This window comes from Methylocystis bryophila, assembly GCF_027925445.1.
In the GTDB taxonomy this organism is placed as follows: Bacteria; Pseudomonadota; Alphaproteobacteria; order Rhizobiales; family Beijerinckiaceae; genus Methylocystis; species Methylocystis bryophila.
Genome location: NZ_AP027149.1, coordinates 3,631,370 through 3,644,150, shown reverse-complemented (window position 1 = coordinate 3,644,150; position 12,781 = coordinate 3,631,370). Strand labels below are relative to the sequence as shown.

Here is a 12,781-nt window from a genome sequence, read left to right as displayed (position 1 = left end):
CGGCCATGACGGCGCTCAACACGCGCGCCTGCGCCTCGCGCTGGTTCGTCGATGACGCCGCTCGTTTCGCTGCGCGCCGTCTCAAAAACTTTCGACAATGGCGCAGTCGTGCTCGACGCTTTGGATCTCGACGTTTTTCCCGGCGAGACGCTGACGCTCCTCGGTCCTTCGGGCTGTGGCAAGTCCACAGCGCTGCGGCTCATCGCCGGCGTCGCGTCGCCGACGCATGGCGAGATTTCCTGGTCGAGCGAGGAGGCGCGTCAGGGCATTGGTTTCGTCTTTCAGGATGCGACGTTGCTACCCTGGGCCAATGTCTTCGCCAATGTCTATCTGCCCCTTCGTCTCGCCGGCGTGGATCGGAGAGAGGCTGAGCCCCGCGTGCTGGACGCGCTTGCGATGGTGCGACTCGAGTCCGCGCGCGACGCATTCCCGCGTGAGCTTTCCGGCGGCATGAAGATGCGCTGCGCCATCGCACGCGCCCTCGTCACGCGGCCCAAGCTGCTCTTGATGGACGAACCCTTCGCCGCGCTGGACGAGGTCACCCGCTTCAACCTCAACGACGAATTGATCGAGCTCAAGAGACGAACCCATACGACCATCGTTTTTGTCACCCATTCTGTCGCCGAGAGCGTCTATCTCTCGACGCGCGTCGTGGTGCTTTCGTCTGGCGGCGGGCGTGTCATCGGCGAGATCGTGATCGATCCCACGGCGCCGCGCGACGCGGAATTTCGTCTCGGCGCGGAATTTTCCGCTCATGCGCGGCGCGCCTCGGCTGCGCTGCTGCGCGCGATGGGGCAGCCGCAGCTTTGAGCGTCTCCGGGCCTCGAGGTTTCGAAGTTGCAATCGCGCCGCCGCCATGTATGGTGTCGCTCCCGTATCTTTGGGCAGGGGCTTTGAAGGCGCTTGGCTTGCCGATCGGCCGAAATTCACAGGATTTTGGAGACAGGAGCGGAATGACGCCCACCCAGACGACTGGGATAACGGCCGCGAGCCCGGACCAGGCTGCGCCTGCGGCGGCGCGGGGACAAAGCGGCGGCGACAGAACGCGTTCGGACGCTCTTGAGCCGATCGCCGTCGCCGTTTGCGACAAGAGCCCGCTCATCCTCGCCGGACTCGAGGCGCTCATCAATGACGACCGTCGCTTTCGGCTGGTGCTCAAAGTCATGGACGGCGAGGAGTTCCTGGAGGCGGCGCGGCACCCACGCTTCTCAGTGGCGGTGATTGGCTGGCAACTGCCGACCCTGCATGCGCGCGACGTGCTGCGCACGTTGTCGCGCCAAGCCGCGGCGCCCAAGATCGTGATCTACAGCGGCACGAACGATCCCGCCGCTCCGGCGGAGACGCTGCAGCTTGGCGGCGCGGGTTTCGTCAGCAAGCGCGCGCCGCCCGAGCGCCTGCTCGATGTTCTCGCCGCGGTCGCGTCGGGCGACATGGTTTTCCCTTTCGTCGACATCCGCAAGATGCGCGCCGATCCTCTCGAGAATCTCACGTTGCGCGAGAGGAGCTTGCTCTCCGCGCTTGGCTCCGGCCAGACGAACAGTCAACTCGCCAAGGATTTTGGGGTCTCGATCAACACCATCAAATTCCACCTTCGCAATCTCTTCGAGAAGCTCGACGTGAAGAACCGCGCGCAGGCGATCGCGCTCTTCTTGGAGATGAAGCATGGCGCTTGGCCTGGGGGACAGGGCGCCGGCGGACGCGGCGTCGATGGGCCGATAGGGCGGAGCCGCAGGACGCAGGGGCGGATCGAGTAGGGGAGACGCGCCACGGGCTCGCCGAGGCCGCATTGGCCAGTGGCGTTTCGAGCGCAGATTGACAATGTAATCTTCCGTCGTCGGGCCGCTAAGGCCGTTCGGTTAAAGAAGGCGTCAATGGAGGAGTCCGCTCCGGGGCCCAAGACGCGACTTTGCGCTTTCGGGCCAGAAATCTGGACCGCCGACGGCCCGAGCGTGTCTTTCTTCTCCTTCCCTTACCCGACCCGCATGGCTCTCATACGCCTTGGCGACGGGGGACTCTTCGTCTGGTCGCCGGTCGCGCTGACAGCTGAGCTGAGGGCCGAAGTCGAAGCCTTGGGGCCCCCGAAGTTCCTCGTTTCGCCAAACAAGCTTCATCATCTCTTCCTTGGCGAGTGGAAAGCGGCTTTTCCAGAGGCGAAGCTCCTCGCATCGCCTGGCCTTCGGCGGCGCCGAAAGGACCTCGTCTTCGACGCCGACCTCGACGATGCGCCGGACCCAGGATGGGCTGAGGACATCGACCAAGTCCTATTCAAGGGCAGCGTGATCATGAGCGAGGCGGTGTTCTTCCATCATGCGAGCCGCACCGCGATTTTTGCCGATCTCATCGAGAATCTGCCGCGCGACTCCGTGAAGGGATGGAGAGCCGTCGTCGCCCGGCTCGACGGCGTTGTCGAGCCAAATCCAGGCGCGCCAAGGGAGTGGCGATTGAGCTTCCTAGATCGCAAAGCTGCCCGCGCCGCGCTCTCGCGCATTCTCGCATGGAAAATCGAGCGCGTCCTTATCGCTCACGGCGCCCCGCGAGAGCACGACGCCAAAGCTTTCGTGCGCCGCGCCTTCGCGTGGCTGAGCTGAACTTGCCCCCGGTGGAGCGAAAGAGTCTATTCCGGTAGCGCTTCCCGCAACGCGCCCAAATACTCTTCCAAGGTCGCCTCCAGTCGCTGGTGCAAGAGCGTTTTGTACGGGAGGAGATCGTTGGCCAGAGACGCCCGTTCAAGACTATCAAGATATGCCTTGCGGTCTTCCGGACGCACGGCGACGGGTGGGTAGCCCCCACGAATCAACAGCAAATTCATCAAGAGGCGCGACGTTCTCCCATTGCCGTCTGCGAAGGGGTGAATCGCCGCAAGTCGGAAATGGGCTTCAAAGGCCGAGGCCGGCTCAGGCGGCGGGGTTTTCAGCCATGCCCCGAATTGCTCCATGAGCTCGGGGATCTTAGCGGGGTTTGGAAAGACGACGGGCGAGCCAGCGATACGGCGCGGATTGCGACTGTAGATTCCGGCGATGTCGGGTTGGCTGCGAGCGACGATGCGCCGATGCAATTCGCAGACGGTGTTTTCATCGACGGGATTTTCGGTCGCCGCCAGCGCGCGCATCCACAACAAGGCTTCGTAATGATCGACCGCTTCGAGATGATCGCGTAACGGTTTGCCGCCGACCGTGAGGCCATGCTCAATGACCTCCGCCGTTTCGCGCAGCGTGAGCGTATTCCCCTCGATGGCGTTCGACGTGTATGTGAGCTGCACGTCATAGTGCTTTTGAAGACCGGCAAGCGCTTGCGGCCTCAACGGACGCAAGCGGTCGAGCCGCGCCTTCTTTTCTGCAATGCTGGCGAGAAGCGTTGCGAGCATGGCGGCAATTTAGTCCCCCGCAGCAAAATGCGCCATCTGATCCGCATGCGCTCTCACGAAGGACGGGCGGCTCGCGGCGCGCGCAACATAATCGCGACAGGCGGGATATTGCGCGAGCCCGTCGAACCGATCGACGAGACGCAACGCGTCCGTCATGGCGATGTCTGCGATGGAGAAGGTCCCTGCGAGCCATTCGCGTCCCGCCAAGACCGGCTCCAGCCGTTGGAGCCTAAGCTTGAGGAAGTCGTCCAGAAATTTCCATGCCGGCGTATCGCCGGCGCCGTCCGAGAATTTCAGTATGGCCCAAGGCAGGCTCGCCATCTCGACCGAATTGAGCGCCGCGAACAGCCATTGAACGGCCTCGCTGCGCTTGACGGTATCGACCGGCATCAACGCGCCGCTGCGATCGCCGAGATGAAGCAGAATTGCGCCGCTCTCGAAGATCGAAAGGTCTCCGTCGGTCAGCCAGGGGACTTGCCCAAAGGGCTGGTGCGCGAAATGATCGTCGCCCCGATCGTAAAATGGCGTGCTCTTAATGCGATAGGGCAGTCCAGCCTCTTCCAGCGCCCAACGCACGCGAATGTCGCGCACGAAGCCGCGCGGCGCCTCGGGGACCCAGTCGAAGGTGGTGAGGATGAGGTCGCCCATTTCGGTCTCCGTCGGTTTCGCGCCGATGGCGATAGGAGATATGCGCTGGCCTTCGCGTTTCTATGCTTGCCCGTCACAAGTCGGCTTGGAGCAGAGCGCAGACTCTGCGGTTGCGCTCATGATCCGGGCAGCAAGGCGTCGCTTTTTCCCGTCAGACGGGAGATGACGAGGCCGATCCACTCATGCGCCGCCATGTCGGTGAGACCCATGCCGCGCGAGGTCGAGTGCGGAATGCGCGGGCGCCAGACATTGCCCGTCGTGTGGAAATCGACTGGAAAAGCGATCACCGGAAAGCCCGCCTTTCGGAAGATTCCCATGGAGCGCGGCATGTGGCTCGCGGAAGACACGAGCAACCAGCGCTCGCCGGGCTTCGGCTGAACGAGCGCCTTGGTGAACTCCGCATTCTCGAATGTGTTGCGCGAGCGATCCTCATAGATCACGTCGTCCTGATCGAGCCCGATGGCGCGCCAGAAGCGTCGCACCGCGTCGGCCTCCGTCGCGCCAGAGCTCGCGAGCAGACCGCTGCCGCCTGTGAAGACGAGGCGCGCCTTCGGAAAGCGCCGTTTCAATTCGATCGGCGCGGTCAGGCGTTGCGCGGCCTCCGTGAAGACCACATGCCTGCGCTCGGCGGAAAGCTCTTCGTCGACGGAGCCGCCGAGGACGATGATCCCGTCCGGCGCCTCCATGTCGTCTCCAAGCTCGGGAAAGCGCGCTTCGAGCGGGCCGACCAGAAAAGATCCGAGCGGCCCGAAGCCCATCAAAACCAGTAAGAGCGCGGATATGAGACTGAGCCAAGCGCCGAAACGCCGAAAGCGCGTGAAGGCGAGCACCGCGCCGACAAGCACGCAGAAGACGACAAAATGCGAGGGCGCGAAAAAGAATTCCAGAACCTTTGAAGCGACGAAGAACATGCGGCCTCCAATTTTGCCTCACCGACAGAGGAGCAGGGTCGCCCAGCCATCGATGTCGCGGCGTCGCAGCAGCCGAAAGCCCTGTGCGCGATAGGCGGTGAGGACGCCCGGAACGTCGCGCGCAAGGAGCCCCGACAGGATGAGCTCGGCGTTCGGCGCCGCGACGCGCGTGAGGCTCGGCGCCAGCAGGCGCAGCGGCTTGGCCAGGATATTGGCGAAGATCAGATCGAAGCGCCGCCCCCGCAGCGCCTCGTGCCGCACGCCGGTGGCGAGCAACGGTCGCACATAGGGGCCGACGCCATTGGCGAGCGCATTGGCGCGGGCGGTCGCGACCGAGACCGCGTCAATGTCGCCGCAGGCGACAGCTTGGTGCAACAGCTTCGCGCCGGCGATGGCCAGCACGCCCGTTCCCGTGCCGACGTCGAGCGCCCGGCGGGGACGACGGCGCTTGAGAACTTCCTCCAGCGCGAGAAGACAGCCGAGCGTCGTGCCGTGATGGCCGGTGCCGAAGGCGAGCGCCGCTTCGATCTCGACGCCGACGTCATTGGCGGAGAGGCGCGCGCGATCATGCGCGCCGTGGACGAGAATCCGCCCTGCGCGCACGGGCTTCAGGCCCGCGAGCGCGTTCTCGACCCAGTCGCGCTCCTCGATTGCGGCGAAGGCGACAGCCCCTGCAGTCTCGGCGTCGAAGACGGATTCGATGAGCGCGCGCAGCTCGCCCTCGTCGGGCGGCTCCTGGAAAAACACCTCGGCGGTCCATAAGCCCGTCTTCTCGTCCTCGAAGACGCAGGCCGCGGTCTCGGCAGGGTCGAATGTCTCGACGATGAAATCGGCGACGGCGCGCGCTCGCGACGCGTCACTGATAAAGCGCAGCAGCGTGCTTGCCCCATTGGGCGGCAGACCTTCAAGCATGACGGGTGGTTAGCACAGCGAAGGGCGATTCGACAGCTGCATCGCAGATGGCTGAGCTTCGGTCTGCCTGTCCGCTGTTCCTCATCCGCGCGCGTCGCGACGGGCACGAATGCGCCATAATGGGCCTTCACGATGGCGCCCTTCGGCCTGCTGAAGCGGGGCGCTTGTCTGATTCGATCTTGCCGATAAAGGTATAGTAGGCGAAAATGCTCGCCCGATTCGAAGAGCCCGCGGCTGGCTAGCGCCACCTAGACGTCAAACGCAAAGGTCTGAACCATGAAAGACGGACTTCTTGATCTCTTGCGGAAAATCGAACAAAAAATTGGCTCCGATTTACTCTCGGTGAAAAAACTGATTGCTAAGGAGCGAAAGAGACCACTTACTGCTGCGATATTTGGTCAAACGGGGTCTGGAAAAACCTCCCTAATAAACGCCATTTTTGGCACCAATTTTGACGTGGATGACGTCAAACCCTGCACAAAGGAGCCTCAGGCTCATAGGGGTCATGACTCCGCGGGGAACCCGGTCATTTTCTGGGATTTGCCCGGAATAGGCGAGTCTGTGGGCGCTGATCAGGCCTATCTCGATCTATATGCTCATTACGCCACAACATGCGACGTGGTCCTTTGGGCGTTTCAAGCGGATACACGTACAATTACTTACGACTGCACGGCTCTTGAAACGATCATAAGCAGAATTGGCGCAGAGGAGAAGGAGAAATTCCTGAGCCGTTTGTCCGTGGTGATTACCAAAGCTGACGCTGTATCAAATTCGCCATGGATTTTTGCAAAAAATGGAGAAAATGTAACAATAGCAACGAGCAAAGAAACGGCGATTGCCCTCGGTAGAAAGGCCGTATATTTCTATGATGGCTTGTTCGGCGCCCACCAAGCCGACATCGTGCGCAGGACATTCATAACTTCAAATCCAGATGCATTGATGAAGCTTCCAAATGATTTTTGGATGAGCAATTCTAAAGCTTTCCTGTGCCATAAGGGCGGCTTTGATGAGACGCGCTACGCAGAATTGATAGTTGCGAATCCATCGGCGAGAGATGAGCTTTCTAGAATATACGAACAATCTAAAGCTGTATGCTGTTCTGCAAAATACGCATTCAACCTCAACGCAGTCAAGGTGAAGCTCGCTCAAAACTCCGAAGGAGCGTCGATGTTAAGATTTGGACGGTCAATCCAGAAGGCTGGCAGTAATCTTGCCTGGGCGAAGGTAAAAGGGCTAGGGCTGCCTGTTTTCTTCGATCGAGGAACAAATCAAGTTATCTTTGATGTTGAAGCGATTGATTGAGGAGCTACCCATGAATGAAGCCGAGCTAAAAGCATTTGTAAACGAGGCCATCGATAGCGATGAGAGGTTTGCTAGCGAGCTTGGCGAGGCTATAGAAAAAGGAACGTGGGAGGTTGTTGCTGCGTTGATCGAGAAGGCCGTGGGTCGCGCAATGGGTTTAACGAGCGATATTCTCGATTCGTTGAAGAAGCTTCTCTAGGTTTATTGGAGGCTCCAATCGGAGCCCGCTTAGGAGGCAAGAAAAACGAGCCGGCTTTTTCGGCTCCGGAGCCTGGCGCCCTCCGCAGCTTCACTTGAGCGATGGAAAGCTCTGCTCTCCAGGCAAGAGCCCGACATTCGAAACGGCCACTCTCACAAATAGCTCAGCCACCAGGCGCTGCTGCGGCGTTTGAGATTGGCGAACCAGCGGCAGGGCGGGTAGAGCACCGCAACCAACGCGAGCCAGGCGACATAGACCCAAGGCAGGCCGAGACGATAGGCCTCCGGCGTCTTGGCGAGCTGCGCGAAGATGAGCGCGGCCGCCACGCCCAGATAGAGATGCGTCACATAGAAGAAGAGCGGCGCTCTTCCGAAATCGGCGAGAATTCTCCCCGCCGCGCCGCCGAGCTTTTCCATCTGCGGCAGAAGAATCAACGCGGGGCCGAGCGTGACGAGCGCATAAAGCAGCGAAGGCGGATATTTGCTGACGTTCAGAAAGGAGAGCGCCGTCATCGTTGTCTGCGGCTGGACGCTCCAGGGCTTGGGGTCGCCGTAGAGATTGACGCCACGCAACAGAATGAACGCGAACACCGCCGCGAGGCCGGCCGCCGTGAGGATGCGCGCGCGCTTGGCGCCGTCTTCGAGGAAAAGCGGACCGAGCCCATAGCCGAGCGCGACGACGCCGATCCACGGTAGGATGGGGTAGGCGACGCGGCCCGCGATCCCCAGCGGCAAAGGGCCTGGCTCGTGCAGGAGGCTCCAATAGGGGCCGAAGGCGCCGAGAGAGGCGGCGTGCACGCTGTCGAAGAGATCGTGAGAAGCGAGAATCAGGCAGCCGATCGCGAGCACGGCGCGCGACCCGAGGAAGCAAAGCGCGCTCAGCCCGACGAGACCGCAGCCGATTGCCCAGAGCGTGCCGAGCGCGAATTTGCCGATCTCCTGCGAGAAGATCGGGCTGATGAGCGCCACGTCCAGAAAGACGAGCCACAAGCCGCGCGTGAGCAGGAATTTCGCCGTGCGCGCCTGATCGCGGTTCTTGGCGTAATGCAGAAAGGCGCCGAGCCCCGCGAGCAGCGCGAAGGTCGGCGCGCAAAAATGCGTGACGAAGCGGGTGAAGAACAGCGCCGGATAGGTTTGCGTCAGATCGGTCGCACTGAAGCGTAGCGCGTCCTCATGGAAGAAAAAGCGCGCATGATCGAGCGCCATGAGCACGATGACGAGGCCGCGCAGGCGATCCGGACCGGGCTCGCGCTTCTCCGCGCCAGCGGGCTGCTGCATGCCGCTGTTCAATCTTGTGAAAGCGGCGTGCGCCCAGGTCCTCGCGGAGCCTCGCGGGGCTGCGGCGCGCGCGCTTTGGCGTCAGCGGCGGCGAGCCTCTGGCGCGCCCGCGCGAGCTCGCCGTTGAGCAGTCCCATGAAGCGGTCGATGTCTTCCTCCGTCGTGCGGTGGTTGACAATGGCGGCGCGGATCGCAGGCGTCCCGTCGAAGATCGTGAGCGACGGCGCCGCTTCGCCGCTCTCGTGCAGCGCCATGACGATCTCGGAAGCGAGCGCGCCCTCGGGATCCTGCGTAACGCCGAAGCAGACGATGTTGAGCGTGACCGGCGCGCGCATCGAAAAATCTGCGGAGGCTTCGATCATCCCCTCGAGCTTTTTCGCCAGGCGGCAGGTGCGCTCTATGCACTCTCCAAGCAAGTCCACGCCGAAGGTTTGGATCGCGAACCAGGTCTTGAGCGCTCGGAATCCTCGCGAGAGATCGGGACCGAGATCGCAGGGCCAGATTTCGCCGGCTGCGAGTCCGCGCGGCGCGCGCGTCAAATAGGCCGCATCCGATTTGAAGGCGTCCAGATGCGCCTGTGGATCGCGCACCAGCACGAAGCCGGCGTCATAAGGGACATGCAGCCATTTGTGGAAATCGAAGGCGATGCTGTCGGCGCGCTCCAAGCCTTTGAGCAGGGGCCTGAGCTTCTCCGACAGCGCGGCGAGCGCGCCGAAGGCGCCGTCGACGTGGAACCACACGTCTTCCTCGCGCGCCAGATCGGCGAGCGCGTCGAGGTCGTCGATCGCGCCCGTGTCCACGGTCCCGGCCGAGCCGACGATGAGAAACGGCTGCAAGCCGGCCGCGCGATCGGCGGCGATCGCATGGGCGAGATCCCCGACGCGCATGGCCCGGCGTTCGTCCGAGGCGATCAGCCGCATATGCCGCGCGCCGAGGCCCGATAGCTCCATCGCCTGGCGCACGCAATTATGCACGTCGCGTGATGCGTAAGCGACGAGCGTGGTCTTCAGCGCGCCAAGCCCATTGAGCCGCACGTTCAATTGCTGCGTCGCGTGATGGCGGGCGACGAGAAGCGCGAGGAAATTGGCCATGGACGCGCCGGTGACGAAAATCCCCGAGGCGTCCTCGGGAAAGCCGAAGGCGCGCGCCATCCATCGGGCAATTTGGCGCTCGACGTCGAGCCCGATGTGGTTGCGGCCGCCACAATTGGCGTTGAGCCCGGCCGCGAGCATTTCGGCGACCATGCCGGTCGGGCTCCCCGCGCCCTGAACCCAGCCCATGAACATCGGATGTCGGTTGCCCATCGAGAAGGGCGCGACGTAGCGCTCGAACTCTTGAAGCGTGCGGGTGAGCGCTTGCCCTTCCCGCGGCGCCTCGCGACGGAAAAAAGCGCGCGCTTCCGAGCTCGCAGGGCGCCACACCGGCCCATCGCGAAGCCCGCGAATATTGTCGATGATCGCATCGAGCGCGCGATGCGCCTCGTCCCGGAACGCGTCCCAATCCTGCGGATCGAGGTTGCGGGCGGCGCCCTGCTGCTTTGGCGGGGTCTTCGTCACGAAGCGCCCGCCCTACGAGCAGTCTCGCGGATTGACCGAGATTTCTGCAATCGTCGAGCCTGCCGGGTTCCTCAACGTATAGCCGACGATCGTGCCGCGCTCCCGATACTCCGGCATCATCGTGCAGACGCGCTCGAGCAGTTGCTTTCTGAGCTTGTCCGTCCTTCTGATGTCGGAGGCGATCGCATTGGCTTCGCTTTCGTCGACGATCGTATAGAAATAAGTGAGGGCGTTGCCCGGCCCGGTCGTCGCCTTGTCGAGCCGCACATTCTCGCTGACCATCTCGGGCAGGGTGGCGTTGAGCTCCTCGGCCTCGCGCTCCAGCGCGAGCGAGATCTCGCCGAGATCCTCCTTCTCCGGACGCAAGCTCGCATAGTAGCGCCCGGAGAAGAATATGACCGCCAGCGCCATGGTCAGCGCCAGAATCGCCAGCAGGTTTTTTGCGCCGAGCATCCTCGAACCCTTCCGGCTCGGCCTTAGGTCATATATTGACCGCCGTTGATCGTCAGCGTCGAGCCGGTGATGAAGCCGGCGTCGTCGGAGGCCAGGAACACCACGGCGCGGGCGATTTCCTCGGGCTCGCCCAAGCGCTTCACCGCAATATGCGGAATGATGTTCTTGTCGAGGATTTCCTGCGGCACGGCCTTCACCATCTCGGTCGCGATATAGCCGGGCGCGATCGCGTTGACGGTGACGCCCTTCGATGCGGATTCCTGCGCCAGCGCTTTCACGAAGCCGATGTCTCCGGCCTTCGAGGCCGAATAGTTGGTTTGTCCGGCCTGGCCCTTCTGGCCGTTGATCGAGGAAATCACGATGATGCGCCCGAAGCCGCGGTCGCGCATGCCATTGATGACCGGGCGCGTGACGTTGAAGAGCGAGTTGAGATTGGTGCCGATGACGGCGTTCCATTGCTCCAGCGTCATCTTGTGGAACAGCCCGTCCTTGGTGATGCCGGCGTTGTTGACGAGGATTTCGACGGGGCCGAGCTCCTTCTCGATCGCCGCGATCCCCGCCACGCAGGCGTCGTAGTTCGAGACGTCGAATTTGAAGACGGCGATGCCGGTCTCTTCCTTGAACTTCTTCGCGGCCTCGTCATTGCCGGCGTAGGTCGCGGCGACCTTGTAGCCCGCCGCCTTGAGCGCCTTGGAAATGGCCTCGCCGATGCCGCGCGTGCCGCCGGTCACAACCGCTGTTCTGCTCACTATGGGTTCTCCCTCTTATGAATAAGTTTCTTGGACGGCGAGCGGCGAGCCGGAATCTTTAATTCGCTGCTCGCCCATCGCCCTTCGCTTCTTATCGTTCCACCGCCAGCGCGATGCCCATGCCGCCGCCGATGCACAGCGTCGCCAGACCTTTGCCGCCGCCCCGGCGCTTGAGCTCATAGAGCAGCGTCGTCAGGATCCTAGCGCCCGAAGCGCCGATCGGATGGCCGATCGCGATCGCGCCGCCGTTGACGTTGACGATGGCGGGATCCCAGCCGAGGTCCTTGTTCACCGCGATCGCCTGCGCCGCGAAAGCCTCGTTAGCCTCGACAAGATTGAGGTCCGAGACTTTCCAGCCCGCCTTCTCGAGCGCCTTGCGCGTCGCCGGAATGGGCCCGCTGCCCATGATCGAGGGATCGACGCCCGCGGTCGCCCAGGCGGCGATGCGCGCCAGCGGCTCGAGTCCACGCTTCTTGGCCTCCGCCGCGCTCATCACCACGAGGGCGGCCGCGCCGTCGTTGAGGCCCGAGGCGTTCGCCGCGGTGACCGTGCCGTCCTTCGTGAAGGCGGGGCGCAGCTTCGAGACGCTTTCGAGCGTCACCCCGTGCTTCACGTATTCGTCGCTGTCGACGACGACGTCGCCCTTCCGGGTCGAGATCGTGTAGGGCAGGATCTCGTCCTTGAACTTGCCGGCCTTCTGCGCCGCCTCGGCCTTGTTTTGCGAGGCGACCGCGAAGGCGTCCTGCTCGGCGCGCGAGATCTGCCACTTGGCCGCGACGTTCTCCGCGGTGATGCCCATGTGGTAATTGTTGAAGGCGTCGGTCAGGCCGTCGATGATCATCGTGTCGGCGAAGCTCACCGGACCCATTTTCGTGCCCGCGCGCATATGGGCGGCGTGGGTGGAGAGCGACATGCTCTCCTGTCCGCCAGCGACGACGATCTGCGCATCCCCCGCCTGGATCTGCTGGGCGGCGAGCGCCACCGCGCGCAGACCCGAACCGCAGACCTGATTGATGCCGAAGGCCGTGGCGCTGTCCGGCACGCCGGCCTTGATCGCCGCTTGGCGGGCGGGATTTTGTCCCTGCGCCGCACCGAGCACCTGGCCGAGGATCACCTCGCAAACCTCGCTCGGGGCGACCTTGGCCCGCTCCAGCGCGCTCTTGACGGCGGCGGCGCCGAGCTCATGGGCGGGAACGCCGCCGAAGGCTCCGTTGAACGACCCGACGGCAGTTCGTGCCGCGGATACGATCACAATGTCGGTCGTCATGATCCTCTCCTCGAAAACTGGCCTCTTAGCGAGGCCGGCCCGGGCTGCGGAGCCATCGGGCCATCCTCGCGCCTCGCGGGATGAGGCGCGACGCGCTCGGTCGTTTTGCATGGTTTGGCCCGGAGCGAAAGCCGTTGCCGACG

Annotated in this window: 14 protein-coding genes; 5 read left to right on the top strand and 9 right to left on the bottom strand. The window is 63.1% G+C overall.

Annotated features, from left to right (window positions below; all coding sequences use genetic code 11):
- Positions 1-51: 51 nt before the first annotated feature.
- From QMG80_RS16800 to QMG80_RS16790, 3 genes are all read left to right on the top strand, one after another.
- Positions 52-810: an ABC transporter ATP-binding protein gene (locus QMG80_RS16800; protein WP_085770227.1), complete on the top strand. Its 759-nt coding sequence runs from the start codon at positions 52-54 to the stop codon at positions 808-810.
- 143 nt (positions 811-953) lie between these two features.
- Positions 954-1,754 carry a response regulator transcription factor gene (locus QMG80_RS16795; RefSeq protein WP_085770226.1) on the top strand — a complete coding sequence of 267 codons (801 nt, stop codon included), beginning with the start codon at positions 954-956 and terminating at the stop codon, positions 1,752-1,754.
- Positions 1,755-1,871: 117 nt separating this feature from the next.
- Entirely contained in the window at positions 1,872-2,588 is a 717-nt protein-coding gene (locus QMG80_RS16790; RefSeq protein WP_085770225.1) for a DUF4336 domain-containing protein, read from the top strand.
- 26 nt (positions 2,589-2,614) lie between these two features.
- Here QMG80_RS16790 and QMG80_RS16785 read toward each other — a convergent pair whose 3' ends face one another.
- From QMG80_RS16785 to QMG80_RS16770, 4 genes are all read right to left on the bottom strand, one after another.
- Positions 2,615-3,364 (bottom strand): Fic family protein, encoded by a 750-nt coding sequence (locus QMG80_RS16785; protein ID WP_085770224.1) that lies wholly within the window; start codon positions 3,362-3,364, stop codon positions 2,615-2,617.
- 9 nt (positions 3,365-3,373) lie between these two features.
- Positions 3,374-4,012 (bottom strand): glutathione S-transferase family protein, encoded by a 639-nt coding sequence (locus tag QMG80_RS16780; RefSeq protein ID WP_085770223.1) that lies wholly within the window; start codon positions 4,010-4,012, stop codon positions 3,374-3,376.
- A gap of 116 nt (positions 4,013-4,128) precedes the next feature.
- Positions 4,129-4,923 carry a YdcF family protein gene (locus QMG80_RS16775; RefSeq protein WP_085770222.1) on the bottom strand — a complete coding sequence of 265 codons (795 nt, stop codon included), beginning with the start codon at positions 4,921-4,923 and terminating at the stop codon, positions 4,129-4,131.
- 18 nt (positions 4,924-4,941) lie between these two features.
- The gene (locus QMG80_RS16770; RefSeq protein WP_085770221.1) at positions 4,942-5,835 is read right to left on the bottom strand and encodes a 50S ribosomal protein L11 methyltransferase; all 894 of its coding nucleotides are present in this window, start codon (positions 5,833-5,835) and stop codon (positions 4,942-4,944) included.
- 276 nt (positions 5,836-6,111) lie between these two features.
- Here QMG80_RS16770 and QMG80_RS16765 point away from each other — a divergent pair, with 276 nt between their 5' ends.
- Positions 6,112-7,137 carry a GTPase family protein gene (locus tag QMG80_RS16765; RefSeq protein WP_085770220.1) on the top strand — a complete coding sequence of 342 codons (1,026 nt, stop codon included), beginning with the start codon at positions 6,112-6,114 and terminating at the stop codon, positions 7,135-7,137.
- A 10-nt stretch (positions 7,138-7,147) separates the two neighbouring features.
- Positions 7,148-7,336 carry a hypothetical protein gene (locus QMG80_RS16760; RefSeq protein ID WP_085770219.1) on the top strand — a complete coding sequence of 63 codons (189 nt, stop codon included), beginning with the start codon at positions 7,148-7,150 and terminating at the stop codon, positions 7,334-7,336.
- A gap of 152 nt (positions 7,337-7,488) precedes the next feature.
- Here the strand turns inward: QMG80_RS16760 and QMG80_RS16755 are convergent, their stop codons facing one another.
- From QMG80_RS16755 to QMG80_RS16735, 5 genes are all read right to left on the bottom strand, one after another.
- On the bottom strand, positions 7,489-8,613 hold the full coding sequence (locus tag QMG80_RS16755) for an acetyltransferase domain-containing protein (RefSeq protein ID WP_085770218.1): 1,125 nt from the start codon (positions 8,611-8,613) through the stop codon (positions 7,489-7,491).
- A gap of 8 nt (positions 8,614-8,621) precedes the next feature.
- Entirely contained in the window at positions 8,622-10,169 is a 1,548-nt protein-coding gene (locus tag QMG80_RS16750; protein ID WP_085770217.1) for a pyridoxal phosphate-dependent decarboxylase family protein, read from the bottom strand.
- Between the two features lie 12 nt (positions 10,170-10,181).
- Entirely contained in the window at positions 10,182-10,622 is a 441-nt protein-coding gene (locus QMG80_RS16745; RefSeq protein ID WP_085770216.1) for a hypothetical protein, read from the bottom strand.
- 23 nt (positions 10,623-10,645) lie between these two features.
- Complete coding sequence (gene phbB, locus QMG80_RS16740) at positions 10,646-11,371, bottom strand: acetoacetyl-CoA reductase (protein WP_085770215.1); 726 nt, start codon at positions 11,369-11,371, stop codon at positions 10,646-10,648.
- Positions 11,372-11,462: 91 nt separating this feature from the next.
- Entirely contained in the window at positions 11,463-12,638 is a 1,176-nt protein-coding gene (locus QMG80_RS16735; RefSeq protein WP_085770214.1) for an acetyl-CoA C-acetyltransferase, read from the bottom strand.
- Positions 12,639-12,781 lie beyond the last annotated feature (143 nt).

Excerpts from the sequence above, each read along its gene's own strand:
- QMG80_RS16770 (WP_085770221.1), bottom strand. The coding sequence starts at position 5,835 with ATGCTTGAAGGTCTGCCGCCCAATGGGGCAAGCACGCTGCTGCGCTTT.
- QMG80_RS16760 (WP_085770219.1), top strand. The coding sequence starts at position 7,148 with ATGAATGAAGCCGAGCTAAAAGCATTTGTAAACGAGGCCATCGATAGC.
- QMG80_RS16755 (WP_085770218.1), bottom strand. The coding sequence starts at position 8,613 with ATGCAGCAGCCCGCTGGCGCGGAGAAGCGCGAGCCCGGTCCGGATCGC.
- QMG80_RS16735 (WP_085770214.1), bottom strand. The coding sequence starts at position 12,638 with ATGACGACCGACATTGTGATCGTATCCGCGGCACGAACTGCCGTCGGG.
- QMG80_RS16795 (WP_085770226.1), top strand. The coding sequence starts at position 954 with ATGACGCCCACCCAGACGACTGGGATAACGGCCGCGAGCCCGGACCAG.
- QMG80_RS16765 (WP_085770220.1), top strand. The coding sequence starts at position 6,112 with ATGAAAGACGGACTTCTTGATCTCTTGCGGAAAATCGAACAAAAAATT.
- QMG80_RS16780 (WP_085770223.1), bottom strand. The coding sequence starts at position 4,012 with ATGGGCGACCTCATCCTCACCACCTTCGACTGGGTCCCCGAGGCGCCG.
- QMG80_RS16775 (WP_085770222.1), bottom strand. The coding sequence starts at position 4,923 with ATGTTCTTCGTCGCTTCAAAGGTTCTGGAATTCTTTTTCGCGCCCTCG.
- QMG80_RS16785 (WP_085770224.1), bottom strand. The coding sequence starts at position 3,364 with ATGCTCGCAACGCTTCTCGCCAGCATTGCAGAAAAGAAGGCGCGGCTC.
- QMG80_RS16745 (WP_085770216.1), bottom strand. The coding sequence starts at position 10,622 with ATGCTCGGCGCAAAAAACCTGCTGGCGATTCTGGCGCTGACCATGGCG.
- QMG80_RS16800 (WP_085770227.1), top strand. The coding sequence starts at position 52 with ATGACGCCGCTCGTTTCGCTGCGCGCCGTCTCAAAAACTTTCGACAAT.
- QMG80_RS16790 (WP_085770225.1), top strand. The coding sequence starts at position 1,872 with ATGGAGGAGTCCGCTCCGGGGCCCAAGACGCGACTTTGCGCTTTCGGG.